This window comes from Xanthomonas hydrangeae (assembly GCF_032697525.1).
Lineage (GTDB): Bacteria > Pseudomonadota > Gammaproteobacteria > Xanthomonadales > Xanthomonadaceae > Xanthomonas > Xanthomonas hydrangeae.
Genome location: NZ_CP103836.1, coordinates 1472954 through 1497076, shown reverse-complemented (window position 1 = coordinate 1497076; position 24123 = coordinate 1472954). Strand labels below are relative to the sequence as shown.

Annotated in this window: 22 protein-coding genes; 12 read left to right on the top strand and 10 right to left on the bottom strand. The window is 65.7% G+C overall.

Translation table 11 applies throughout. The annotated features are described in order from the left end of the window. Positions 1-30: 30 nt before the first annotated feature. The gene (locus NYR97_RS06060) at positions 31-543 is read left to right on the top strand and encodes a nuclear transport factor 2 family protein (protein ID WP_316697086.1); all 513 of its coding nucleotides are present in this window, start codon (positions 31-33) and stop codon (positions 541-543) included. A gap of 115 nt (positions 544-658) precedes the next feature. Here the strand turns inward: NYR97_RS06060 and glpK are convergent, their stop codons facing one another. The 7 genes from glpK to NYR97_RS06025 all read right to left on the bottom strand — a co-directional run bounded on the left by glpK (position 659) and on the right by NYR97_RS06025 (position 8889). Beyond that, positions 659-2155, bottom strand: a complete 1497-nt coding sequence (gene glpK, locus NYR97_RS06055) for a glycerol kinase GlpK (RefSeq protein WP_316697085.1) — start codon at positions 2153-2155, stop codon at positions 659-661. A 135-nt stretch (positions 2156-2290) separates the two neighbouring features. Then, positions 2291-3112, bottom strand: a complete 822-nt coding sequence (locus tag NYR97_RS06050; protein ID WP_316697084.1) for an MIP/aquaporin family protein — start codon at positions 3110-3112, stop codon at positions 2291-2293. A gap of 196 nt (positions 3113-3308) precedes the next feature. Continuing rightward, complete coding sequence (gene glpD, locus NYR97_RS06045; protein WP_316697083.1) at positions 3309-4823, bottom strand: glycerol-3-phosphate dehydrogenase; 1515 nt, start codon at positions 4821-4823, stop codon at positions 3309-3311. 224 nt (positions 4824-5047) lie between these two features. Next, the gene (locus tag NYR97_RS06040; RefSeq protein WP_104551345.1) at positions 5048-5875 is read right to left on the bottom strand and encodes a DeoR/GlpR family DNA-binding transcription regulator; all 828 of its coding nucleotides are present in this window, start codon (positions 5873-5875) and stop codon (positions 5048-5050) included. 136 nt (positions 5876-6011) lie between these two features. Continuing rightward, on the bottom strand, positions 6012-6995 hold the full coding sequence (locus NYR97_RS06035) for a PDR/VanB family oxidoreductase (RefSeq protein WP_210762758.1): 984 nt from the start codon (positions 6993-6995) through the stop codon (positions 6012-6014). After that, complete coding sequence (locus NYR97_RS06030; protein ID WP_316697082.1) at positions 6988-7791, bottom strand: GntR family transcriptional regulator; 804 nt, start codon at positions 7789-7791, stop codon at positions 6988-6990. Before NYR97_RS06030 ends, NYR97_RS06035 begins: the two co-directional genes overlap by 8 nt. Before the next feature lie 21 nt (positions 7792-7812). Continuing rightward, the gene (locus NYR97_RS06025) at positions 7813-8889 is read right to left on the bottom strand and encodes an aromatic ring-hydroxylating dioxygenase subunit alpha (RefSeq protein ID WP_205393414.1); all 1077 of its coding nucleotides are present in this window, start codon (positions 8887-8889) and stop codon (positions 7813-7815) included. Between the two features lie 256 nt (positions 8890-9145). On the opposite strand from NYR97_RS06025, the gene NYR97_RS06020 reads away from it, so the two are divergent. The 9 genes from NYR97_RS06020 (at position 9146) to NYR97_RS05980 (ending at position 17321) form a co-directional block, all read left to right on the top strand. Continuing rightward, positions 9146-10009, top strand: coding sequence for a CoA transferase subunit A (locus NYR97_RS06020; protein WP_316697081.1), 864 nt, complete (start codon positions 9146-9148; stop codon positions 10007-10009). Next, positions 10006-10794: a CoA-transferase subunit beta gene (locus tag NYR97_RS06015; protein ID WP_316697080.1), complete on the top strand. Its 789-nt coding sequence runs from the start codon at positions 10006-10008 to the stop codon at positions 10792-10794. Before NYR97_RS06020 ends, NYR97_RS06015 begins: the two co-directional genes overlap by 4 nt. Continuing rightward, the gene (pcaF, locus tag NYR97_RS06010) at positions 10791-11999 is read left to right on the top strand and encodes a 3-oxoadipyl-CoA thiolase (protein ID WP_316697079.1); all 1209 of its coding nucleotides are present in this window, start codon (positions 10791-10793) and stop codon (positions 11997-11999) included. Before NYR97_RS06015 ends, pcaF begins: the two co-directional genes overlap by 4 nt. A gap of 114 nt (positions 12000-12113) precedes the next feature. Next, entirely contained in the window at positions 12114-12842 is a 729-nt protein-coding gene (gene pcaH, locus NYR97_RS06005) for a protocatechuate 3,4-dioxygenase subunit beta (RefSeq protein WP_316697078.1), read from the top strand. A gap of 4 nt (positions 12843-12846) precedes the next feature. After that, complete coding sequence (gene pcaG, locus NYR97_RS06000) at positions 12847-13410, top strand: protocatechuate 3,4-dioxygenase subunit alpha (protein WP_316697077.1); 564 nt, start codon at positions 12847-12849, stop codon at positions 13408-13410. A 117-nt stretch (positions 13411-13527) separates the two neighbouring features. Continuing rightward, positions 13528-14880: a 3-carboxy-cis,cis-muconate cycloisomerase gene (locus NYR97_RS05995; protein ID WP_316697076.1), complete on the top strand. Its 1353-nt coding sequence runs from the start codon at positions 13528-13530 to the stop codon at positions 14878-14880. Positions 14881-14894: 14 nt separating this feature from the next. Further along, the gene (gene pcaD / locus NYR97_RS05990) at positions 14895-15677 is read left to right on the top strand and encodes a 3-oxoadipate enol-lactonase (protein ID WP_316697075.1); all 783 of its coding nucleotides are present in this window, start codon (positions 14895-14897) and stop codon (positions 15675-15677) included. A gap of 64 nt (positions 15678-15741) precedes the next feature. Further along, positions 15742-16128, top strand: a complete 387-nt coding sequence (pcaC, locus tag NYR97_RS05985) for a 4-carboxymuconolactone decarboxylase (protein WP_006449044.1) — start codon at positions 15742-15744, stop codon at positions 16126-16128. A gap of 266 nt (positions 16129-16394) precedes the next feature. Next, positions 16395-17321 (top strand): alpha/beta hydrolase, encoded by a 927-nt coding sequence (locus tag NYR97_RS05980; protein ID WP_316697074.1) that lies wholly within the window; start codon positions 16395-16397, stop codon positions 17319-17321. Between the two features lie 16 nt (positions 17322-17337). Here the strand turns inward: NYR97_RS05980 and NYR97_RS05975 are convergent, their stop codons facing one another. Then, positions 17338-18198 carry an IclR family transcriptional regulator domain-containing protein gene (locus NYR97_RS05975; RefSeq protein ID WP_210762765.1) on the bottom strand — a complete coding sequence of 287 codons (861 nt, stop codon included), beginning with the start codon at positions 18196-18198 and terminating at the stop codon, positions 17338-17340. A 147-nt stretch (positions 18199-18345) separates the two neighbouring features. Between NYR97_RS05975 and NYR97_RS05970 the strand changes: the two genes are divergently transcribed. Next, positions 18346-19206, top strand: a complete 861-nt coding sequence (locus tag NYR97_RS05970) for a PA4780 family RIO1-like protein kinase (protein ID WP_006451961.1) — start codon at positions 18346-18348, stop codon at positions 19204-19206. Between the two features lie 342 nt (positions 19207-19548). Beyond that, positions 19549-20520, top strand: a complete 972-nt coding sequence (locus tag NYR97_RS05965; protein WP_316697073.1) for an alpha/beta hydrolase — start codon at positions 19549-19551, stop codon at positions 20518-20520. Here the strand turns inward: NYR97_RS05965 and NYR97_RS05960 are convergent. Further along, complete coding sequence (locus tag NYR97_RS05960) at positions 20517-21227, bottom strand: DUF2490 domain-containing protein (protein ID WP_210762768.1); 711 nt, start codon at positions 21225-21227, stop codon at positions 20517-20519. The two genes, NYR97_RS05965 and NYR97_RS05960, sit on opposite strands and share 4 nt — an antisense overlap. A 449-nt stretch (positions 21228-21676) precedes the next feature. Next, positions 21677-23581, bottom strand: coding sequence for a tRNA uridine-5-carboxymethylaminomethyl(34) synthesis enzyme MnmG (gene mnmG, locus NYR97_RS05955; protein ID WP_316697072.1), 1905 nt, complete (start codon positions 23579-23581; stop codon positions 21677-21679). Between the last annotated feature and the right edge of the window lie 542 nt (positions 23582-24123).

The following is a 24123-nucleotide window of genomic DNA, read 5'->3' as shown; positions in this document are numbered from 1 at the left end:
GCAGTGCCCGTCTCCACCCAGGAGTGCTCCATGAAAACCCTGTTCTCCCGTGCCCTGTTACTGGTCATGCTGGTGGCGCCCGTGGCTGCGTTCGCGCAGACCGCAGTGACCGCCAATCCCAACCACCAGAAGATGCTGGTCGGTTCCACCTGGTTCGAAACCGCCAACAAGCGCCTGGTCTACGACTTCTGGCGCATCGTGTTCGAAGCCGGCCAGGTGCAGTACGCGCCGATGTACATGGACAAGAACTACATTCAGCACAACCCGAACGTGGCCAACGGGCGCGATGCGTTCATCGCATTCCTGACCGCCTTCGTGCCGCCGACGCCGGTGCAGGAACGCGTGCAGTTGCCGCTGGTGGCCATCACCGCAGATCGCGATCTGGTCACGCTGGTGTCGGTGCGCACGCTGCCGGATCCGCGCGATCCGAGCAAGACCTACACCACCACCTGGTTCGACATGTTCCGCATCGAAAACGGCCTGATCAAGGAACATTGGGATCCGGACACCATTGCCGGCCGCGCCAATACCGGCGGCCAGTAAGTGCTGCAGCATTGCAGGGCTGCAGCGTGCAGCCCTGCAATGCGTGGTCCATGAGAGTAGCTAGCCAAACGTTGCGCCCACCGGATGGTGGGCGCCGTCGTTTCGATGGCGGTATTTAGCTGATGCGGAAGCCCATCGTGGCCTCCACCGCCTGCTGCCAGCCGGCATACAGTTGCTCGCGCTTGTCGTCGGCCATGTTCGGCTCGAACCGGCGATCCACTGCCCACTGCTTGGCGATCTCTTCGCGGCTGCTCCAGAAGCCGGTCGCCAGCCCTGCCAGATAGGCCGCGCCGAGTGCGGTGGTTTCTGAAACTTCCGGACGCAGCACCGGTACGTTGAGAATGTCGCTCTGGAACTGCGCCATGAAGTCGTTGGCGATCGCGCCGCCGTCGGCACGCAGCTCTTTCAGCTCGATGCCCGAATCGGCCTGCATTGCCGTGAGTACGTCGCGGGTCTGATACGCCATCGATTCGACCGCCGCACGCACGAAGTGTTCCTTGGTGGTGCCGCGGGTCAGCCCGAATACCGCGCCACGGATATCGCTGCGCCAATATGGCGCGCCCAGGCCAACGAAGGCCGGCACCAGGTACACACCGTCGTTGTCGCCGGCACGCTCGGCGTAGGCCTGCGAGTCGCTTGCCTTGCCCAGCATGCGCAGGCCGTCGCGCAGCCATTGCACCACCGAGCCGGCAACGAAGATCGAGCCTTCCAGCGCGTATTCGACCTTGCCGTCGATGCCCCAAATGGTGGTCAGCAACCCGGCCTTGGAGGCGACCGCCTTGTCGCCGGTGTTCATCAATGCAAAGCAGCCGGTGCCGTAAGTATTCTTTGCCATGCCCGGTTCGAAGCAGGCCTGGCCGAACAACGCGGCCTGCTGGTCGCCGGCGATGCCCGCAATGGGCACCTGCTCGCCGTAGAAATACTGGGTCTGGGTCATGCCGTAGATTTCGCTGGACGAGCGCACCTCCGGCAGCATTGCCGCCGGCACGTCGAGCATCGCCAGCAGCTCGGCGTCCCACTCCAGCGTGTGGATGTTGTACATCAGCGTGCGCGAGGCATTGGTGTAGTCGGTGACGTGCACCTTGCCGCCGGTGAGGTTCCAGATCAGCCAGCTGTCGATGGTGCCGAAGGCCAGTTCGCCTTTCTGCGCCCGCTCACGTGCGCCTTCCACATGGTCGAGAATCCACTTGACCTTGGTGCCGGAAAAATACGCATCGATCAGCAAGCCGGTTTTGTCGCGCACCATCTGCTCGTGCCCGGCTTCCTTGAGCTGCGTACAGATGTCCTTGGTCTGCCGCGATTGCCACACGATGGCGTTGTAGATCGGCTGGCCGGTGGCCTTGTCCCACACCACCGCAGTTTCGCGCTGGTTGGTGATGCCGATACCGGCGATCGAGCGCGCATCGATCTGCGCGTTGTTGAGCAGCTCGGTGATGGTGGTGTAGACGCTGGTCATGATCTCGCGCGGGTTGTGTTCCACCCAGCCCGGCTGCGGAAAGATCTGGCCGAACTCGCGCTGCGCCACACCGGCCACCTTGCCCTGGCGATCGAACAACATCGCGCGTGAGCTGGTGGTGCCTTGATCGATCGCAAGGACGTATTGCTTTTCCATCGGAGGTTCCTCAAACAGTGCCGGCGCTGGCGCACGGCGAGAAAGTGGGTGATGCACGCCGTTGCGTGAGAGGCCGGTAACAACTCAAGACCTGCTCAACGGCGGCGCTGTGCTGTCAGTCGCGCAGCAGTGTGATTACCGCGGGTCGAGCGGCGGTTTGCCGCCTTGCAGATGCCGCACGCGTGCCGGCAGAAATGGCAGGATCAGCCACTGGTAGGCGAGCGCACCGATAGGGCCGCCGATCAACGGGCCGACGATCGGGATCCACCAGTAATTGTCCTTGGCCGGCAGCGCAGCCTCGCCCCAGCCGGCAACGTAGGCGAACAGGCGCGGGCCGAAGTCGCGCGCCGGGTTCATCGCCCAGGCTTCCAGATAGCCCATCGAGGCGCCCAGCGTGGCCACCAGCAGACCGATCATCAGCGCGCCTGAGTTGGCGGTCGGCGCGGCTTCGTTGAACTGTTCGGTGATGGCGAAGATGCCGAAGATCAGGAACGCAGTGATGATGATCTGGTCCACCAGCGCATGCATCGGCGTGACCGCAAGGCCGGGTGCGGTGAAGAACACCCCGGCTGCGCCACCGGCTTCGCGGGTGAGCTGTTGCACCTGGTTGTAGTGATCGATCACCGGCCCGTACAGTTGGTAGACGATGGCCGCGCCCAGAAACGCACCGATCACTTGCGCGCCCCAGTACGGCAGCACTTTCTTCCATGAGAAATCGCGGAACAACGCCAGCGCCAGCGTCACCGCCGGATTGGCATGCGTGCCGGACACCGAGCCGGTGACATAGATCGCCAGCGTCACCGACAGACCCCAGGCGATACACACGCCCCAGTAGGCGTTCTGATACGGGCTGGGGTCGTAGAGGATGTACATCGCCGCGACCGAATCGCCGAGCGCGATGATGATGAACATCGCCACCGCCTCGGAGATCAACTCACCTACGAGTTGGCGGCTCATGCGCGCGACCTCATGGTTGCGACAGTGCGGATGCTGGTCTCAATGACGCAGGCAGGGTGGTGCGGCGCGCATGTTGGCGCGCAGGGGTGTTGGTTGGTGCTCATCTGGGTTGCCCTCCACGTGACTCAGGATGATGCTGGCGAATGCGCCAGGATACGTTGCCGAACGACCCGTCCTCGCCTGCAACGCTGTTCGATCAGGCCGGTACCACATCCGCCTGCGGGACCGATTGCGTCTGCAGATAGTCTTCCAGGCGCTGGCGCCCGGCCGCATCGATGCGCAGACCGAGTTTGCTGCGGCGCCACAGGATGTCGTCGGCGGTCACGGCCCACTCGTGGGCACGCAGGTAGTCCACCTCGGCCTGGTACAGATCGGCACCGAAGTGCGTACCCAATGCCGCGATGTCCTGCGCCTCGCCCAGCAGCTGCTCCGCGCAGGTGCCGTAGTTGCGTACCAGCCGCTGTGCGGTAGGTGCCGGCAGCCACGGCCGCGCGCTGCTGACGCGTTCGAGCAGGCTGGCGATATCGCGCTGTTCGCCGCCCGGCAGCGCGTCGCCGCGCGCCGTCCACGCCGGCTTGCGTGCGCCCAGCGCATGCGTCAGCCGATCGACCGCCTCTTCGGCGAGCTTGCGATACGTGGTCAGCTTGCCGCCGAACACATTGAGCAACGGCGCTCCGTCGGTGAGCACTTCCAGTTGGTAATCGCGGGTGACTTCGGCGGCGTTGTCCTCGGCATCGTCGAGCAGCGGGCGCACACCGCTATAGCTCCACACCACATCGGCGGGGCTGATCTGCTGCTGGAAATACAGGTTCACCGCTTCGCACAGATACTGCACCTCGGCCGCGTCGATCTTGGGCGTGGCGGGGTCGTCTTCGTGGTCGACATCGGTGGTGCCGATCAAGGTGAAGTCGTGCTCGTACGGAATGGCGAACACGATGCGCCGGTCCGGTTGCTGGAAGATGTACGCATGGTCGTGGTCGAACAGTTTGGGCACCACGATGTGGCTGCCCTTGACCAGGCGCAGCGCATGTTTGTGCGGCACCGCGGCCACCTTGTCTAGGAACGACACTGCCCACGGACCGGCCGCATTGGCGAGAGCGCGCGCCTGCACGGTGCGGCGGCGGCCGTCGCGACCTTCGAGTTCGGCATACCAGAACCCGGCATCGCGCCAGGCACCGACGCAGCGCGTGCGCGTATGGATCTGCGCGCCACGCTTTGCAGCGTCCATCGCATTGAGCACCACCAGCCGCGCGTCCTGCACCCAGGCATCGGAGTACACAAAACCGGTGCGCAGCGATTCCTGCAGCGGCTGGCCGACCGGGTGCGTGCGCAGCGACAGCCGGCGCGAGCGCGGCAGGCTGCGCTTGCTGCCGCCGAGATGGTCGTAGAGAAACAAGCCGGCGCGAATCATCCACGCCGGGCGCAGATGCGGTTGATGCGGCAGCAGGAAACGCAGCGGCCAGATGATGTGCGGGGCCAGCCGCAGCAGCACCTCGCGCTCGGCCAGCGCCTTGCCGACCAGCGCGAACTCGTACTGCTCCAGGTAGCGCAGGCCGCCGTGAATGAGCTTGGTGCTGGCGCTGCTGGTGTGCGCAGCCAGATCGTCCTGCTCGCACAGGCACACCGACAAGCCGCGCCCGGCCGCATCGCGGGCGATGCCGACCCCGTTGATACCGCCGCCTATCACCAGAAGATCGTATATCTCGCCCATCGGTGTCTCCGTCCGGGCGCGCCACAAGAGCGAACCCAAGTTGTCATGTTCGAACATATTCGAACATCAAACCTTGTCGGGACGTGAAGGGCATCAGACTCCCGTTTCAGGACACTTTTCCGCTGGAAGATCTATTGGAGGGGAATTTCGATCGCCATTCGGGATCGAAAATGGCGATCCAGAGGTGTACGCTTATCGCAAACGCACAAAAACGAACAATCAGCTCAGCTGGCGTCGCCAGGGTTTGCCAGATGCACGCGGGTGCCAGCCTCGGCCAGCACTGCGGCCAGCTCCTGCGGCGGTGGCCGGTCGGTGAACCAGTCGTGCACCTGGGCGATCGCGCCCAGCCGCACCATGGCATTGCGACCGAACTTGCTGTGGTCGGCAGCCAGCAGCACCTGCCGCGAGTGCTCGATGATGGCCTGGGCCACGCGCACCTCTTGGTAGTCGAAGTCCAGCAAGGTGCCGTCCAGGTCGATGCCGGAAATGCCGATCACCCCGAAGTCCACCTTGAACTGGCGGATCAGCTCCACCGTTGCCTCGCCGGTCACGCCCTGGTCGCGTCCGCGTACCACGCCGCCGGCCACGATGACCTCGAAGCTGGGATTGGCGCTGAGCATCACCGCCACGTTGAGGTTGTTGGTGATCACACGCAGGCCGCGGTGCTGCAGCAATGCACGCGCGACTTCTTCATTGGTGGTGCCCAGGTTGATGAACAGCGAGGCATCGTCGGGAATGAAGCGGGCGACCTGGGCGGCGATGTGCTGTTTCTCGCGCGCCTGCAACGCCTTGCGCGCGGTGTAGGCCAGGTTTTCCACGCTCGAGGGCATGCTGACGCCGCCGTGATAGCGGCGCAGCACGCCGGCATCGCAGAGCAACGTGAGGTCGCGGCGAATGGTCTGCGGGGTGACGTCGAAGCGCGTTGCCAGCCCTTCCACTTCGGCAAAGCCCTGCTGCCGCACCAATGCCACCAATTGCTCCTGGCGCGGGTTGAGCGCCGGCGCCGGGACCGTCCTGTAGTGAGTCGACTCCATGCGCAGATGATCGCGCATGTGCGTGAGGATGCAAACACGCGCTGTAGGCAAGCCGTAGCGAGCAGTCGTCAGGTGGGCGTGGATGGCGCGCGCAGAAACCGCAGCGAGCGCCTGCCGCGGATGGCTGATGGTTGGCGCGGCAGTTGCTGCGCTCTCAGCCCAGCTCGCCGCGATACCCTGTATCGATACTGATGCTGCCACCGACCGCGCGCGAGACGCAGGCGCACAGTTTGCGGTTCTCGCGGCGTTGTTCGTCGCTGAAGAACACATCGCGGTGGTCGATATCGGCCGCGCTGTCCAGCACCTCCACCGCGCACAGCCCGCATTCGCCACGACGGCATTCGGCGATCAGCTCCACCCCGGCATCGGCCAGGGCATCCAGCATCGATTCGTTTTCCGCCACCGGCACTTCCAGCCCGAGCCCGGGCAGCTTGACCACGAAGGCCTGCGCCGGCACCCGCCCGCTATTGCCGAAGGTTTCGAAATGCAGCCGCGCACGCGAACGCCCGGCGGCGTGCCAGTGCTGGCGCACCGCTTCGAGCATGCCCAGCGGCCCGCACACATACACCTCGGCATTGGGCGACAGGCGCGCCAATTCGGCGGCAAGATCCGGCTGCCCAGCGGTGTCGTCGCAATGCAGCTGCAGGCGCTCGCCGAGCAAGGTTTCCAACTCGTCCGCATACGCCATCGCGGCACGCGAGCGACCGACGTACAGCAGGCGAAAAGAGCGGTGACGACGTGACAGCCGCTGCGCCATGCCGATGATCGGGGTGATGCCGATCCCCCCGGCGATCAGCAGGATTTCCTCGCCGCTCTCATCCAGCGCAAAGTTGTTGCTGGGCGGCGAGATCTCCACCACATCGCCGGGTTGCAGGGTCCACATATGCCGCGAGCCGCCGCGGCTGTCGGGCATCTGCCGTACCGCGATCTGGTAATAGCCATCGGAGCGCGGTTCGCCCACCAGCGAGTACGAACGCACATCGGCACGGCCATGCAATTGCACGCGAAAATCCAGATGACTGCCCACCTCGAACGGGCGCGCCGCAGTGCCGGGATCGAGCACGATCTCGCGCACGCCCTCGCAGGCATCGGCAATGCTGACGACATGGGCGCGGTGCCACTGGGTGTCTTTACGCATGGGGAACTCCGGGCAGAAGGGTGTGCTGGCTGTTGCCAGCGTTGGACGGATGGGCGCGGCCGATCAAGGCGCCACCGCGCACCTGGGTGATCGCCGCCGGGGTTTGCAGCACGTGACGCAGATTGCGATGCGCAAGCCGTGCGTGTTCGCGCATCAGTGCTTCGGCACGCGCGCCCTGGCGGTATTCGATGGCAGCGATGACTTCGCGATGCTGGTCTTGCGCCAGCGTCAGAATCAGTTGTGCTTCGGCGCTGGTGGTCTGCGCCATGACCAGGCTGTTGGGCGAGGCGAACGGCAACTGCAGCACACGGGTGAGTTCGCGGCCCAGCACATCGCTGCCGGCCATGGCCACCAGCAACGCATGGAACTGCGCGTTGGCCTGCACGTAAGCGGTGAAGTCGATGGCGTGCAGCGGCGAGCCGACGATGTTGTCGAGCGTGTCCAGCAACTGGCGAGCCTGAGCCAGCGACGCGGCGGATGCCCCGCGTTCGGCGGCCATGCGCGCGGCCAGGCCTTCGAGTGTGCCGCGCAGTTCGATCGCATCGTGCACATCGCGTTCGCTGAAGGCCTGCACCGCGTAGCCGCCGCCCGGCAGTGCGCTGGCCAGGCCTTCTTCGCACAGCCGCTGTAACGCGGCGCGCACCGGCGTGCGCGACATGCCCAGCCGCTGCACCACCGCCAGCTCGGATAGCCGCGCGCCGGCCGGCAGGGTGCCGTCGAGGATCAGTTCGCGTAGCGACAGCAGCGCGCGCGTGGTCTGCGCGGCACTGCTGCGAAACGGGGTGGTCGGTGACATGCGAACCTCCGTCGCGGTGCTTTAGCCCACCATGCGCAGCGACAATTCCTGCGCGCGCTGTTCCTGTGCGATCAGCCGGTCGATCACGCGGCGCGCCCACATGCCGCCGGCATCGACGTTGAGGTTGTAGAAGGTGTGATCCGGATGCGCGTCGATGGCGCGCTGTTGCGCTTCCAGCACCGCCTCGTCTTCGCCGAACACGCCGGTGACGCCTGCACGGGTCAGCGTGGTCAAGGACTGATCGTGCAGCGCGTAGTTGCGCATGAACGCCCAGAAGTAGTGGCAGGTGGTGTCGGTTTCGGGCGTGATGGTATTGAGCACGTAGCCGTTGACGCCCTGGCTGCGGTCGCCTTCCGGCGCACCGGTGCCGGCGATGGCCACACCGACATCGATGGCGATGGTGCCGGGCGCTTCGAAACGGATGATCTGCCAGCGATCGACCTTGCCGTGGTAATCCAGATGGCGCGCGATCTGGCTGGCCCAGAACGGTGGCGCGTCGATGTTGCGCATCCAGCGCGACACCACCACCGAGCGGTCGCCGTGCATCACCTCGAACGGGGCTTCGGCGATCTCGTCCTGGCCGATGCTGGAGCCATGCACGAAGGTCTCGTGGGTCAGGTCCATCAGGTTGTCCAGCACCAGCCGGTAGTCGCACTTGGCGTAGATGGTGCGGCCGTCGCCGGCCCAGGCCGGGTCGTGCGCCCAATGCAGATCGGGAATCAGGCGGGTGTCGGCCTGGGCCGGATCGCCCGGCCAGATCCACACATAGCGATGCTTCTCGGCCACCGGGAAACTGCGCACGCAGGCGGACGGATTGATGGTTTCCTGCGAAGGCATGTGCACGCAGCGGCCTTGCGTGTTGTAGACCAGCCCGTGATAACCGCAGACCACATCGTCGCCGCGCAGCTTGCCCATCGACAGCGGCACCAGGCGATGCCAGCACGCGTCTTCGAGTGCGATCACGGCCCCGGCGGTGCTGCGATACAGCACCACATCCAGGTTGCAGACCTTGCGCGGGGCCAGCGCGTGCTTGATCTCGTGGTCCCAGGCGACGGCATACCACGCGTTGAGGGGAAACAGCTGCTTGGACTGGGACATGACCGTGACTCCTGGGGTTTGTATACAACCTGGGGTGCGGATCGGCAGTGGTACGCCGGCTGGCAACCAGTTGACGCGCTTGCCAGCGCTGGCGTCTGCTTGCAAGCGAAGTTATGTATACACCGGAGACAATGTTGGAGCGCCAGTCGCCAAGCGAAATTGTGCGATTATCGAATATGCACACCGATAATCGGATTGACCGGGCCGTGCCGCTGCGCCTAACGTGACCGCACGCTCGCTGTGCAGGACCCTTGCAATGGCCCAAATCGTCTCCCTCTCAGAAGCGGTGTCCCAGCTGATCTCCGATGGCGATTGCATGGCGATGGAAGGCTTCACCCATCTGATCCCGCACGCCGCCGGCCATGAGGTGATCCGCCAGCGCAAGCGCGACCTGCGCCTGGTGCGCATGACGCCGGATCTGATCTACGACCAGCTCATCGGCGCCGGGTGCGCGGCGGCATTGCGATTTTCCTGGGGCGGCAATCCCGGCGTCGGCTCGCTGCACCGGCTGCGCGATGCGGTCGAACATGCCTGGCCGCAGCCGCTGCAGATCCGCGAACACAGCCATGCCGACATGGCCAATGCCTACGTGGCCGGTGCCTCGGGCCTGCCGTTCGCGGTGCTGCGCGGCTATGTCGGCTCGGACTTGCCGCGCGTCAACGACAGTATCAAGTTCCTGCAATGCCCGTACACCGGCGAAACGCTGGCCACCACGCCGGCGGTCAATCCCGATGTCACCGTGATCCATGCGCAACAGGCCGATCGCCGCGGCAATGTGCTGCTATGGGGCATTCTGGGCGTGCAGAAAGAGGCCGCATTGGCGGCGCGCAAGGTGATCGTGACGGTGGAAGAAATTGTCGACACGCTGGATGCGCCGCCCAACGCCTGCATCCTGCCGCGCTGGGTGGTGGATGCGGTCTGCCACGTGCCCGGCGGCGCGGCGCCCTCGTATGCGCATGGCTACTACGCCCGCGACAATCGTTTCTACCTGGCCTGGGATGCGATCGCACGCGACCGCACGCGCTTCCAGGCATGGATCCAGGCGCATATTCTTGACACCGAGGATTTCGCTGCCTTCCAGCGCGTGTACGCGCACTCGCAGCTGCAGGTGGCCGCATGAGCGACTACAGCACCAATGAAATGATGACCGTGGCGGCGGCGCGGCGTCTGCCCGATAACGCGGTGTGCTTCGTCGGCATCGGCCTGCCATCCACTGCCGCCAACCTGGCGCGGCTGACACATGCGCCGGACGTCACCTTGATCTACGAATCCGGTCCGATCGGCGCGCGCCCGGACGTGCTGCCGCTGTCGATCGGCGATGGCGAACTGGCCGACACCGCCGACACCGTGGTCTCCACGCCGGAAATCTTCCGCTACTGGCTGCAGGGCGGTCGCGTCGATGTGGGCTTTCTGGGCGCGGCGCAGATCGATCGCCATGCCAACCTCAACACCACCGTGATCGGCCCCTACGACGCGCCGAAAACGCGGCTGCCTGGCGCCGGCGGCGCACCGGAGATCGCGGCCAGCGCCAAACAGGTGTTCATCATCATTCGCCAATCCACACGCAGTTTCGTGCCCACGCTGGACTTCATCACCACGGTCGGGCATCTGGACGGTGGCGATGCGCGCCAGCGTGCCGGCCTGCCTGGCGCCGGCCCGACCGTGGTGGTTACCGATCTATGCGTGATGGAGCCCGATCCCGTGACCCGCGAACTCACCGTCACCGCCTTGCACCCCGGCAGCACCCGCCAACAGGTGAGTGCGGCCACCGGCTGGCCGATCCGCTTCGCCGCCGATCTGGCGCAGACCACGCCACCGAGCGCTGCGGAATTGCAGGCGCTGCGCGCGCTGCAGGCACGCACCGATGCAGCGCATGGCAAGCAGGCTGCGGGAGCCGAGGCATGAGCGAGGTCTATCTGATCGATGGCATCCGCACGCCAATCGGCCGCTACGGCGGCGCCCTTGCCAGCGTGCGTGCCGACGACCTCGGCGCGGTCCCGATCGCCGCATTGATGGCGCGCAATCCGCAACTGGAACCGGCGCTGATCGACGACGTGTATCTGGGCTGCGCAAACCAGGCCGGCGAAGACAATCGCAATGTCGCGCGCATGAGTCTGTTGCTGGCGGGGTTGCCGTCTTCGGTGCCGGGTAGCACGCTCAATCGTCTGTGCGGTTCCGGGCTGGATGCGATCGGCACGGTGGCGCGCGGCATTCGCGCCGACGAACTGGGTCTGGCGATTGCCGGCGGGGTCGAATCGATGTCACGCGCGCCGTGGGTGATGGGCAAGGCCGAGAGCGCCTTCGCCCGGACCCAGCAACTGGAAGACACCACCATGGGCTGGCGCTTCGTCAATCCACGCCTGCAGGGCGCCTATGGCGTGGAGCTGATGGGCGAAACCGCAGAGAACGTGGCGCAGCGCCATGCCATTGCGCGCCAAGACCAGGATGCCTTTGCATTGCGCAGTCAGCAACGCGTTGCTGCTGCACAGGCGGCCGGGTTCTTCGATGGAGAAATCACGCCGGTGACCGTGGCCCCACGCAAAGGTGGCGAGGCAACCGCTGTCGATCGCGACGAGCCCCCGCGCCCGAATACCACGGCCGAGATGCTGGCCAAGCTCAAGCCGGTCTTCCGCCAGCCCGGCACGGTGACTGCCGGCAATGCATCCGGTCTCAACGACGGCGCTGCTGCCTTGTTGCTGGCCTCCGCGCAGGCGGTGCAGACGCATGGGCTGACCCCGCGCGCACGCGTGCTCGGCTTCGCCTCGGCGGGCGTGGAGCCGGCCTTCATGGGGATCGGCCCGGTGCCGGCCACGCAGCGCTTGCTGGCGCGGTTGGGCCTGACCATCGAGCAGTTCGATGCGATCGAACTCAACGAAGCCTTCGCCGCGCAGGCACTGGCCTGCACGCGCGCGTTCGGGCTGGCCGACGATGCGCCGCACGTCAACGCCAACGGCGGCGCCATCGCACTCGGCCACCCATTGGGGATGAGCGGCGCGCGGCTGGCGTTGACCTTGCTGCGGCAACTGGAAGCCAGCAACGGACGGCTTGGCCTGGCCAGCATGTGTATCGGCGTGGGGCAGGGCGTGGCGCTGGCGATCGAGCGCGTGTAGTGCGCCCGTTGCAACCACCGCTGCCGTTACCGCACACACATGGCGTTCTCGACGCTTGCAGCGTCGACGCCAGCATTCTCGACCGCGCCGCAGCCCAACCGATGGAGATCCCGCATGCGCGACCCCAGCTCTGACACGCCAATCGATCCGCTGCTCGGCTATCGCCGTATCCGGATCGGCACGCAGCCGGCGTATCTGCATCTTCCCTATGCATCCACTGCCTTGCGCGGCCCCACGCGCGCGCCGATCGACATCCCGGTCACGCTGTCGGAAGTCACCGGGCCGCGACTGGATCGGCTGACCCTGGGCGAGCATGCCGCCGATCTCACTGCCGGCTTTGCCGGCGAGCCATTGGGCGAGCGCATCATCGTCTCCGGCCGCGTGCTCGACGAGAACGGCAAGCCGGTGCGCAACAGCGTGGTGGAAGTGTGGCAATGCAACGCTGCCGGCCGCTATCAGCACGCCGGTGATCGGCACGATGCGCCGCTGGATCCCAATTTTCGCGGTACTGGCCAGGTGCTCACCGACGACCACGGCCGCTATGCGTTCAAGACCATCAAGCCGGGTGCGTATCCGTGGCGCAATCACTACAACGCCTGGCGGCCGGCGCATATCCATTTTTCGCTGCATGGCGATGGCATCGGACAGCGGCTGATCACGCAGATGTACTTCCCCGGCGATCCGTTGCTGGCGCACGACCCGATCTACAACTGCGTGGACGATCCGCTGGCGCGCGAACGCATGGTGTCCAGTTTCGACTGGGAAAACGCGGTGAGCGAATACGCGCTGGCCTACCGCTTCGACATCGTGTTGCGCGGTCGCAAGCAAACGGTCTGGGAGTGAATCGATGAGCCTGCACACCACCCCGTCGCAAACCGTTGGCCCGTATTACCGGCTCGGGCTGGAGCCGCTGTATCGCGACCAGCTCGCATCTGCGCAGGCCATAGGCACGCACGTGCAGATCAGCGGTTGTGTCTTCGATGGCGCCGGCACTCCGGTGGCCGACGCGGTGCTGGAACTGTGGCAAGCCGATGCGGCCGGCATCTATGCGCATGCCGCCGACACCCGCTTTGAAACGCATGACCACAGCTTCGATGGCTGGGGCCGCGTGCCGACCGACGCGCAGGGGCGATTTTCCTTCAGCACCATCAAGCCAGGCCAGGTCGCCGGGCCCGACGGCAAGCTGCAGGCCGCGCATCTGACCGTGCTGGTGTTCATGCGCGGGCTGCTGCGCGGGGTGTCGACACGGCTGTACTTCGCCGACGATCCGCAACTGCGCAGCGATCCGATCCTTGCCCTGGTGCCGGCCGAGCGTCGCGCCACGCTGCTGGCGCAATCGCGCGGTAGTGGCAACTACGTGTGGGACATCCACATGCAGGGCGATGCGGAAACGGTGTTCTTCCATTATTGATCGCAGCATCATTGCGCGTTTGCCCATGCTGCGATGCGCGCGCGTGCGCACCGCGCATGCCAGTTGGCACTGCTGCGCATCGGTGCCATGCTGCCCGCACGTCAAGAGAGGCCCTGCATGACTGCGACGTCTTCCTTGTTGGGATCCTTGTTTGGCGAGCCTGTGTGCGACGCCTTGTTCGACGACGCGGCGCGTGTGCAGGCGATGCTGGCGTTCGAATCCGCGCTTGCCCGCGCGCAGGCGCAATGCGGTGTGATCCCGGCCGAGGCCGCGCAGGCCATTACCGTTGCCTGCGACGTGCAGCACTACGATCTGGCTGCGTTGGCGCAGGCCACCGCACTCGCCGGCAATCCCGCCATTCCATTGGTCAAGGCGCTGACTGCACGCGTGGCCGAACACGATGCGCAAGCCGCGCGCTGGGTGCACTGGGGTGCCACCAGTCAGGACGTCATCGATACCGGCACGGTGCTGCAGCTGCGCGCTGCGCTCGACCTGCTGCTACCGCGTCTGCAACACCTGTGCGCCGACCTGGCCGCACTGGCCGAACGCGAACGCAACACCGGCCTGCCCGGTCGCACCTTGTTGCAGCAGGCGGTGCCGGTCACCTTCGGGCTCAAGGTCGCCGGCTGGCTGGATGCGCTGCAGCGCGCGCACCACCGCCTGCAGGGGTTGCAGCAAGATTCCCTGGTGCTGCAATTCGGTGGCGCCGCCGGCACGTTGGCGTCGCTGCAGGAGCGCGGCCTCGAGGTCGCCGAAGCGCTGGCAAAGACGCTGTTGCTGCCGTTGCCCGCCTTGCCGTGGCATACCGCGCGCGACCGCCTCGTCGAGGTCGGCTGCGCCTTCGGCCTGTTGGCCGGCACCTTGGGCAAGATCGGCGGCGATGTGGTGCTGCTGATGCAATCGGAAGTCGGCGAAGTGTTCGAGCCTGCCGCTGCCGGCAAGGGTGGCTCCTCGGCGATGCCGCACAAACGCAATCCGGTCTCCAGCGTCGCCGCGATTGCCGCCGCCACGCGGGTGCCCGGCCTGGTGGCGACCTTGTTCAGTGCGATGGCGCAGCCGCATGAGCGCGCCGCCGGGCAATGGCACGCCGAATGGGAGACCTTGCCGCAGATCGTGTGCCTCACTGCCGGAAGTCTTGCGCAGATGCAGCTGTGCCTGGCCGATCTGGACCTGGACCGCGAGCGCATGCGCGCGCATCTGGAGAGCCATAGCGGCGTGCTGTATGCCGAAGCGGCGGTGTTCGCGCTCGCAGCGCATCTTGGCAAGGCGCAGGCGCATACGGTGGTGGAGCAGGCAGTGGCACGCGCGCACGCGCAGCAACGGCATCTGCGCGAGGTCCTCGCCGACGATGCACTGGTCAGTGCGGTGCTCACGCATGCGCAACTGCAGGCGCTGTTCGATGTGGACAGCTGGCGCGGCATGTCCTCGGTCTGGATCGACCGCGTGCTGGCCGCTTCTTCTTCTTGTTAGCTGACGGTACTTCGATGACCCATCTGCAGTTGCCCACGCATCGCCTGCACTATCGGCTGGATGGCACCGAAGGCCGCCCCTGGCTGACCTTCTGCAACTCGCTGGGCACCGACCTGCACATGTGGGACACGCAGATCGCTGCTTTTGCGCCGCACTACCGCATCCTGCGCTACGACCGCCGCGGCCATGGCGATTCGGACACGCCGCCCGGCCCCTACAGCATCGCCGACCTGGGCCAGGACGTGCTGGCGCTGTGGGATGCGTTGCAGATCGATCAGAGCGACTTCTGCGGCGTGTCGATCGGCGGCCTCACCGGGCAGTGGCTGGGCCTGCACGCACCGCAACGGCTGCGGCGGCTGGTGGTCTGCGCCACGGCGCAGAAGATCGGCAGCAGCGAGAGCTGGAACGCGCGCATCGCACAGGTGCGCAGCGAAGGTCTGGCCGTGCTGGTCGATGCCACCTTGCAGCGCTGGTTCACGCCGCCGTTTGCCATCAGCCATGCGCAACGGCTGGAGATGATCGTGGCCGCGTTCGTGTCGACCTCGCCGGACGGCTATATCGCCTGCTGCCAGTCCGTGGCAGATGCCGACTTTCGTGGCGCGCTCGACACGCTGGCGCTGCCATTGCTCGCAGTCGCTGGCGACGACGACCCGGTCTGCCCGCCCACCGATCTGCGCGAGATCGCCTCTGCCGCTCCGCACGGCCATTACGCGCGGGTGCCCGGCCGGCATATCTGCAATCTGGAATCGCCGGCCGCGTTCAACGACACCGTATTGCGCTTTCTCCAGGCCGACTAAAGCAGCTGCCAACACGCCTGCGCTGCACGGCCGCTCCAACCATTCCCCAAGCAAGAGAGATCCGATGCACGAAGACGAGCGTTATCAGGCCGGCCTGCACGAGCGCCGGCGCGTTCTTGGCGATGCGCATGTCGATCGCTCGCTGGCCGCACGCACCGAGTTCACAGAAGAGTTTCAGGAACTGATCACCCGCTACGCCTGGGGCAGCATCTGGACCCGCGACGGCCTGCCCGCGCATACCCGCTCGCTGCTGACGCTGGCGATGATGGTGGCGCTGGGCCATGACGAAGAGTTCAAGCTGCACGTGCGCGCGGCGCGCAACAACGGCGTCACGCCCGATCAGATCAAGGAGGTGTTGTTGCAGGCGGCGGTCTATTGCGGCGTGCCGGCGGCCAATCACGCATTCGCGCTGGCCAAACCGATTCTCGAAGAACAGGCCGCCGAAGGCTGAGCCGCTAGCATCGGGTCAGACGCTCTGACGAGCGACAAAGCGACCGAGCGACCGAGTGAAGCCGAACCGGAAAACGCTGCGCATGCCGGCAGCGCAACCACCTGTGCCGTGCTCGAGGCGCGAGCAGCAAGAGCGGCCAAAAAACGATTACGCAGCCGCCAGGCGGGCAGGGTCGGTGCCCGGAATCGGCATGTACTACTCGTACACCGCCAAGCATCGCAGGCAAGATGGCCGCTATCGGACATCACGTCTCACGGAGATGACTCATGACGTTGCGCTTCGTCTGCCTGCTGATGCTGCTGCTCGCCACCTGTGCGCTGCAGGCACAGCCGCATCCCGGACCGGGCACGCAGTTGTCGCAGGTTCGCGCCGACGATGGCCAGACGCTGGCGGTGTGGTCGCGCGTACCGGCACAGCCGCGTGGCACGATTCTGTTGGTGCATGGGCGTACCTGGAGTGCGCTGCCCAATTTCGACCTGCAGGTTCCCGGCGAAGCGCGCGATTCGCGCTCGGTGCTCGCGGCCTTGGCGCAGGCCGGGTATGCCGCCTACGCGGTGGACCTGCGCGGCTATGGCGGCAGTGCGCGCGATGGCAGTGGCTGGAACACGCCCACGCGCGCGGTGGCCGATGTCCGCGAGGTGCTGGCCTGGATCGCCCGCAAGCACGCGCGCTTGCCGCCGCCGGCGCTGCTCGGTTATTCCAACGGCGCGCGGGTGGCGCTGCTGATCGGCCAGCAACACCCGCAGGCGCTGTCTGCGCTGGTGTTGTACGGTTTTCCGGACGATGTCGATGCGGCTCCCGATGCCACACCAACGCCAGCCCAGCCATTGCGCGCACGCACCACGGTCGAAGCAGCCGGCGAGGATTTCATCACCGCCAATGCCGCGCCCTCCGGCGTGCGTGCGGCCTACGCTGCGCAGGCGGTGTCGGCCGACCCGGTGCGCACCGACTGGCGCGCGATGGAACAGTTCGCCTTCCAGCCCGAGCAGGTGGCAACGCTGCCGGTGCTGCTGCTGCGGGGCGTCGACGATCCCATCGCGACCCAGCCGGACAATGCCCACCTGTACGCACGCCTGCGCAGCGAAGATCGCAGCTGGGTCACGCTGCCGTACGCCGACCATGTGGCGCATGTCGAAGACACGCATGCCGCCTGGGTGGATGCAGTGGTCGGCTTTCTGCGCCGGCCGCGTTGAGCGTGTTCGACAAGCCCTAACTCAACAACGCCCCCAACCGCTGCGCCGCCTGCTTCAGCGGTTCCAGCAGCTGCGTCTGCATCGTCTGCAGGCTCACGCGCCCGGCCTGGGCGCCGATGTTGAGCGCGGCGATCACCTCGCCACGCAGGTTACGCACCGGTACCGCGATCGAGCGCAGGCCGATTTCCAGTTCCTGGTCGGTCAGGCACATGCCTTCGCGGCGCGTACGTGCCAGCAGCTCCAGCAGTGCAGAGGCCTGGGTCACGGTGCGGTCGGTGCGCGGGCGCAGCGTGGTGCGTTCCAGATACGCCTGCAAGGTGTCGCCGGGCAGGGCGGCCAGCAGCACCCTGCCCATCGAGGTGCAGTAGGCCGGCAGACGCGTGCCCGGGCGCAGCCCGATCGACATGATGCGCACCGTCTCGGCGCGCGCCACGTACAACAGGTCGTCGCCGTCCAGCACGCCCAGCGAGCAGGATTCGTGCAGCTGGTCACGCAAGCCATCCAGCACCGGCTGCGCTGCCGCGGTCATCGATGAAGAGGCCGCATACGCACCGCCAATCCCCAGCACGCGCGGCAGCAGCACATAGCCGCGGCCCTGCTCGCCGACATAGCCCAGCTTGGCCAGCGTATGCAGCACCCGCCGCACCGCTGCGCGCGAGATGCCGGTCTCCAGGCTGATCTGCGACATCGTCACCTCGCGCGCGTGCTGGGCGAACACGCTGAGTACCACCAGCCCGCGTCCCAGCGAGGTCATGAAGTCCGGGTCGCCCTGGGCAGCGGCGATCTGCTGCATCAACTCGTGCGGCAGGCCGCGTTCGCTCCCGACTGCGGGCACGGCGGTGGGGCGTTTGCGTCGGCTGGGGGCGGGCTCGGGCATTGGGTCGCAGGCTGGACAGGTTTGCGCATGGTAAGCGCTCACGCCGATGCATGCCCCCGGTCGCAGCTTGTGCCTGGACATGTAATCGCTTCACCCTGCTTGCCGCATAATCGCCGCTGGTTTGTTCCGGATCGGTCCTCTTAGTCCATGAAAACCCCCAAGGGCCTGCAACCGCTGATCGACGACGGCATCATCGACGAAGTGTTGCGACCACTGAAGAGCGGCAAGGAAGCATCCGTCTATGTGGTCAGCACGGGCGCCGACATCCTGTGCGCGAAGGTCTACAAGGACATGGCGCAGCGCAGCTTCCAGGCGCGCGTGCAATACCAGGAAGGCCGCAAGGTGCGCGGCAGCCGCCAGGCGCGCGCGATGGGCAAGGCCACCAAGTTCGGCCGGCGCGAAGCCGAGACCGCGTGGAAGAACACCGAAGCCGAGGTGCTCTACCAGCTGATGGATGCCAGCGTGCATGTGCCCAAGCCGCGCGGCTATTTCCACGGCGTGCTGCTGATGGATCTGGTCACCGACGAAGCCGGCCACAGCGCACCGCGGCTGGGCGAAGTGGAGCTGGAACCGGAGCAGGCGCGCGTGTTCCACACCAGCCTGATCGGCGATGTGGTCAAGATGCTGTCGCTGGGCCTGGTGCACGGCGATCTGTCCGAATACAACGTGCTGGTCTCGCCCGAGGGCCCGGTGTTGATCGACTTCCCCCAGGTGGTCAGCGCCGCCGGCAACAATGCCGCGCGCGACATGCTGCTGCGCGACGTGCACAACCTGCGCGATTGCCTCGGCCGCTTCGCGCCGGAGTTGCTGGAAACCTACTACGGCGAAGAGATGTGGGCGCTGTTCGAAAAGGGCGAGCTGCGCCCGGACAGCGTGCTGACCGGACGCTTCAAGTTCGACACCCACCGCGCCGACGTACGCGCCATCCGTGCCTCGATCGAAGACGCACGCCAGGAAAATCTCATTCGCCAGCAAGGCCGCGAGGCAGCTGCGGAAGACGAAGATTAGCCAGCGGCTGTCGCGCCCTACGCGGCGCGACACTGGCAACGGCGCACATGGCGCGCTGCCAGCGTGCACTGTTCATGGGCAACGTATCGGTGCGCGCTGAGCGCATCGATGCCAGCGCGTGCAGACGCGATGCGGCGCAGCAAAAAAACCAACTGACGCTGACTGCGCAACTGTTGCACAGCCCGCCGGGTACCGCCCTTGCCGCCCCATGCAAGGCCAGCCAAGGGTTTTGCAGCGCTGCGGCGTGCATCAGGCAATGCCATTGAAATTATTTATGCAATTTAATGGTGATTGATCATAAGTATCTGGCAGGCTCGCTCCTCGTCTCCTGGAGGGTCTGTCATGTCGTTTGATCCTGATGTCGTGCGCCTGTTTGCCCAGCTTCAACAATCCGGTCAACCGGCCATGGACACCCTGCCGATCGAAGGTGCGCGCGCGATGATGCGCGCGCTCGGCGCGCAGCTCGGCTTCCCGCGCGTGGAGATGGCGCAGGTGCGCGATCTGCGTGCCGACACCGCTGCCGGCCCGGTGCCGTTGCGGGTGTATCGCCCATCCGATCTTGCCCCCGGCCCCGCCCCGACCTGCCTGTTCGTGCACGGCGGCGGTGGTGTGGTGGGCGATCTGGACTCCCATGACGACGTCTGCCGGCAACTGGCCGCGCGTGCCGGCTGTCAGCTGCTGGCGGTCGACTATCGTCTGGCGCCGGAACACCCCGCACCGGCCGGCGTGGAAGACGTGATTGCCACCCTGCAGTGGCTGGTGGCCCAGCCCGATGCGGTTGGTGCCGATGTGCAGCGCCTGGCCATAGCCGGCGACAGCATCGGCGGCGCCATGGCCGCAGTTGCAGCGCTGGCCGCGCGCGACACCGGGATCGCGCTGCGCTGCCAGGTGTTGGTGTATCCGCTCACCGATGCACGCGAGGACACGGGCGTGTACCCGTCGCGATCGCACAATGCCGGCCTGCAGCCGCTCACTGCAGATGCGGTGCGTTTTTTCAATCGACATCTGTTGCCCGACCCTGCCATTGCACAGGACTGGCGCGTCTCGCCGATGCTGGTGCCGGATGTGGCCGGCGTTGCGCCCGCACTGATCGTGGTGGGCGATCGCGACATGCTTTGCGACGAAGGACGCGCCTATGCCGAGCGGCTGCGTGCTGCCGGCGTGGAAGTCACCTTGCACAGCTTTCCCGGCATGATCCACGGTTTCATCAACATGGGCGGCGTACTGCGCGCCGCCGATGAGACCTTGGCGCTGGCGGCACTGGTGCTGCGCCAGCGTTTGCTGCCCGCCATCGGGCGGTGGGCGAGTGACTAGAAATTGAAGCGGAAGGTGGTCATCAGCACGTGGTTTTCGCGGTCCACTGCAGGTGTGTTGACGAACTGATTCAGATACCCGACATCGACATTGGAGATGGCGTTGAACTTCCAGTTAATGCCAACGAATACGCGGTTTTGATCGAGACCGCGTCGCGCCCCCCACTCGGTCTGATCGAGATTGACGAACAGTTCGTTGAACGCCACCCACGACAATTGCGGCGACAACGCACTGGGGCGCACGGCCCGGATCATCTGGCGCACCCGGTAACCTTCATCGCTGAAGCCTTCGCGGTGGCGTTGCTCCAGACGTGTGCGACTGGTAATGGTGATATTGGCAATCGGATCGAACTGATATTGAAACTGCCCCCACCAGCGATTTTCGCGGTTGGAGGATTGCCCGGCCGGGTGGCTGATAATGGTGTCGTAGCCCATCCAGACACTGGCTTTGGGATTGAGCCGGTAAAACACGGCGGGGCGCAGGATCAGTTGGTCGAACTGCTCGCCTTCCTCGCGCCAGCGCGGATGGATATCCATGCTCCAGTACAGATTTTCGACCGGCAACTTGCCCTGGGCATACACACTTAACCAGTAACGGCCATCTTCTTCGGTAGTGGCCATCGCCGGCGCGATGTTCGCAAGCATCAGCACTGAAAGCAGACAGGCACTGCGCACAGTTGCCTTCAACATCGCACTCGATCTGTTCATGGATTAGAAAGTCGTCATAGTTGATCGAGCATAGCAACTTCCCCTGTGCCGCTAGAGTCCGTCGGACGAGCGGCAAGCCTGCGCGTACCGGTGGCTTCGCACGTGGCGACATGGCATCGCATGCTGACATCTGTTGGCAACGTTTCGCGCATTTGTCCACCGAGGGTGCTTGCACGCGTACCGGCGTGGGACACGCCGCAAGTACGTCCCTGTAGGCGCTTATGCGGCGTCCCTGCCGCATAAGGTCCCACGCCGGCACGCGCGCAGTCATCACCGACTGTTGTCGGTGGTTGTGGGACCAGCGACGGCTGGTTGATTGATCTAGCTGTACGCGAGCGCTTCGCTGGCGACCGAGTGGCAGCGCGATGGATGACCGACGTCATCGTGGAATCCGTCGGACGACATGCTTGCCGGGCGGCGACGTAATCGATTAACTGACCACAAGCCCCTTACGCCACCTGGCTACGCCGCGCGCGTTCCAGATGCACCAGCAGCAGCGAGATCGCCGCCGGCGTCATGCCGGCAATACGCTGGGCCTGGCCGATACTTTGCGGGCGCACGCGTTCGAGTTTCTGTTGCACTTCGATCGACAGGCCACGCACGCCGGCATAATCGAACCCTTCCGGAATCGGCGTGGTTTCGTGGCGTTGCTGACGCGCGATGTCGTCGCGTTGGCGGTCCAGGTAACCGGCGTACTTGACGCTGATCTCCACCTGCTCGGCCACCTGCGCATCCTCCACGCCCGGCCCCAGCGTCGGCACGCGCATCAGCGCGGCGTAATTGAGTTCGGGGCGCTTGATCAGATCCAGGACGTTGGTCTCGCGGCTCACCGCCACGCCCAGGGTCTGGGCTACTTCGCGGCCCAGCGCATTGCCCGGGGTCGCCCATAGCGCGGACAAGCGCGCGCTTTCGCGCTGCACCGCTTCCTGCTTGGCCGAAAAGCGCGCCCAGCGCGCATCCTCGACCAGGCCCATCGCACGGCCCACACCGGTCAGACGCGCGTCGGCATTGTCTTCGCGCAGCTGCAGCCGGTATTCGGCGCGGCTGGTGAACATGCGATACGGCTCGGTGGTGCCGTGGGTGATCAGATCGTCCACCAGCACGCCCAGGTACGCCTCATCGCGACGCGGCGACCACGCCGGCAAGGCCTGCACATGACGCGCGGCATTGAGGCCGGCCAGCAACCCCTGTGCGGCGGCCTCTTCATAACCGGTGGTGCCATTGATCTGCCCGGCGAAGAACAGCCCGCCTACCGCCTTGGTTTCCAGCGAGGCCTTGAGCCCGCGCGGGTCGAAGAAGTCGTATTCAATCGCGTAGCCGGGGCGGGTGATATGCGCCTGCGCAAACCCATGGATCGAGCGCACCAGCGCCAGCTGCACATCGAACGGCAGCGAAGTGGAGATGCCGTTGGGATAGATCTCGGTGACCTCCAGGCCTTCGGGCTCGACGAAGATCTGGTGGCTGGTCTTCTCGGCGAAGCGCACCACCTTGTCTTCGATCGACGGGCAGTAACGCGGGCCGATGCCTTCGATCTGCCCCGAATACAGCGGCGAGCGATGCAACGCGCTGCGGATGATGGCGTGGGTCTGTTCGGTGGTGTGAGTGATCCAGCAGCTGACCTGGCGCGGGTGATCGCTGCGCTGGCCCATGAATGACATCACCGGCAACGGATCGTCGCCCGGCTGTTCCTGCATGACGCCGTAGTCGAGCGTGCGCCCGTCGATGCGCGGCGGGGTGCCGGTCTTGAGCCGGTCGATCGAAAACGGCCGCTCGCGCAGGCGCGCGGCCAGTGTGGTGGCCGGCGGGTCGCCCATGCGCCCGGCCGCGTACTGGGTTTCGCCGACATGGATCTTGCCGGCCAGGAAGGTACCGGCCGTGAGCACCACTGCCGGCGCTTCGAAGCGCAGCCCGGTCTGGGTGATCACCCCGCGCACGCTGTCGGCTTCGGTGGCGCCGTTGTGGATGAGCAGATCGTCTACCGCCGCCTGGAACACGGTCAGGTTGGGCTGTGCCTCGACGATGCAGCGGATCGCGTTGCGGTAGAGGGTGCGGTCGGCCTGGCAGCGGGTGGCGCGTACCGCCGGTCCCTTGGAGGCATTGAGCGTGCGCCACTGGATGCCGGCCAGATCCGCCGCGCGTGCCATCGCCCCGCCCAGCGCGTCGATCTCCTTGACCAGATGGCCCTTGCCGATCCCGCCGATGGCCGGGTTGCAGCTCATCGCGCCCACCGTCTCGATGTTGTGGGTGAGCAGCAAGGTGCGGGCACCGGCGCGCGCGGCAGCCAGCGCGGCCTCGGTGCCGGCATGGCCGCCGCCGATCACGATGACGTCGTAGCGATAAAAGGAGTCGGACATGGCGTGGACTGGGAAGCGGAAGGAAGACAAGCGGCCGCGGAATTATCGGCTGAAGGGCGCTTGAGGTCACTCAATCGATAAAAATGTGACGTGAATCACATTTTCGAACAGTGGCACTCAAGTTGGCATGTTCCGTGCGGATATCCCTAATGCACCCGTCGTGGCATTGCGACATGGGCGCAAGGCTGGAATTGGAACAGGGGCCAGCCGCGCGTGCGATGGGGTAGCGTAAGGGTCGGTAGTCGGGGGACTGCCGACCCTTATTTTTTTCTGCGGTTGGCGCCGCTGCCGATGCGCTCTGCCAAGCTGATGCGGTCAGGCGCTGCCAGGTTAAGCAAGGACAAACGCATAAAGCCCCGGCGTGCCGGGGCTTTATGCGTTGAAGGCGCCGATATCCGACAGGGCCGGAACAGGGGGGATCCAGATTTCCCTGTCGGACATCGACATAAGGCAGTCAGTGCGGCGAGTCAGGTCAAAAAATGACGTGGCGGGTCACACAGAGCACCTAGCTTGCAACCAAGTGCCGGCTGAACGCAAGCCCC

Coding starts and splice junctions, on each gene's coding strand:
- NYR97_RS05995 (WP_316697076.1), top strand. CDS start 13,528: ATGACTGCGACGTCTTCCTTGTTGGGATCCTTGTTTGGCGAGCCTGTG.
- pcaD (WP_316697075.1), top strand. CDS start 14,895: ATGACCCATCTGCAGTTGCCCACGCATCGCCTGCACTATCGGCTGGAT.
- NYR97_RS06030 (WP_316697082.1), bottom strand. CDS start 7,791: ATGTCACCGACCACCCCGTTTCGCAGCAGTGCCGCGCAGACCACGCGC.
- NYR97_RS06025 (WP_205393414.1), bottom strand. CDS start 8,889: ATGTCCCAGTCCAAGCAGCTGTTTCCCCTCAACGCGTGGTATGCCGTC.
- NYR97_RS06050 (WP_316697084.1), bottom strand. CDS start 3,112: ATGAGCCGCCAACTCGTAGGTGAGTTGATCTCCGAGGCGGTGGCGATG.
- glpK (WP_316697085.1), bottom strand. CDS start 2,155: ATGGAAAAGCAATACGTCCTTGCGATCGATCAAGGCACCACCAGCTCA.
- NYR97_RS05960 (WP_210762768.1), bottom strand. CDS start 21,227: ATGAACAGATCGAGTGCGATGTTGAAGGCAACTGTGCGCAGTGCCTGT.
- NYR97_RS05970 (WP_006451961.1), top strand. CDS start 18,346: ATGAAAACCCCCAAGGGCCTGCAACCGCTGATCGACGACGGCATCATC.
- pcaF (WP_316697079.1), top strand. CDS start 10,791: ATGAGCGAGGTCTATCTGATCGATGGCATCCGCACGCCAATCGGCCGC.
- NYR97_RS06035 (WP_210762758.1), bottom strand. CDS start 6,995: ATGCGTAAAGACACCCAGTGGCACCGCGCCCATGTCGTCAGCATTGCC.
- NYR97_RS05975 (WP_210762765.1), bottom strand. CDS start 18,198: ATGCCCGAGCCCGCCCCCAGCCGACGCAAACGCCCCACCGCCGTGCCC.
- NYR97_RS05965 (WP_316697073.1), top strand. CDS start 19,549: ATGTCGTTTGATCCTGATGTCGTGCGCCTGTTTGCCCAGCTTCAACAA.
- NYR97_RS05980 (WP_316697074.1), top strand. CDS start 16,395: ATGACGTTGCGCTTCGTCTGCCTGCTGATGCTGCTGCTCGCCACCTGT.
- pcaH (WP_316697078.1), top strand. CDS start 12,114: ATGCGCGACCCCAGCTCTGACACGCCAATCGATCCGCTGCTCGGCTAT.
- glpD (WP_316697083.1), bottom strand. CDS start 4,823: ATGGGCGAGATATACGATCTTCTGGTGATAGGCGGCGGTATCAACGGG.
- pcaC (WP_006449044.1), top strand. CDS start 15,742: ATGCACGAAGACGAGCGTTATCAGGCCGGCCTGCACGAGCGCCGGCGC.
- NYR97_RS06015 (WP_316697080.1), top strand. CDS start 10,006: ATGAGCGACTACAGCACCAATGAAATGATGACCGTGGCGGCGGCGCGG.
- NYR97_RS06040 (WP_104551345.1), bottom strand. CDS start 5,875: ATGCGCGATCATCTGCGCATGGAGTCGACTCACTACAGGACGGTCCCG.
- NYR97_RS06020 (WP_316697081.1), top strand. CDS start 9,146: ATGGCCCAAATCGTCTCCCTCTCAGAAGCGGTGTCCCAGCTGATCTCC.
- mnmG (WP_316697072.1), bottom strand. CDS start 23,581: ATGTCCGACTCCTTTTATCGCTACGACGTCATCGTGATCGGCGGCGGC.
- pcaG (WP_316697077.1), top strand. CDS start 12,847: ATGAGCCTGCACACCACCCCGTCGCAAACCGTTGGCCCGTATTACCGG.
- NYR97_RS06060 (WP_316697086.1), top strand. CDS start 31: ATGAAAACCCTGTTCTCCCGTGCCCTGTTACTGGTCATGCTGGTGGCG.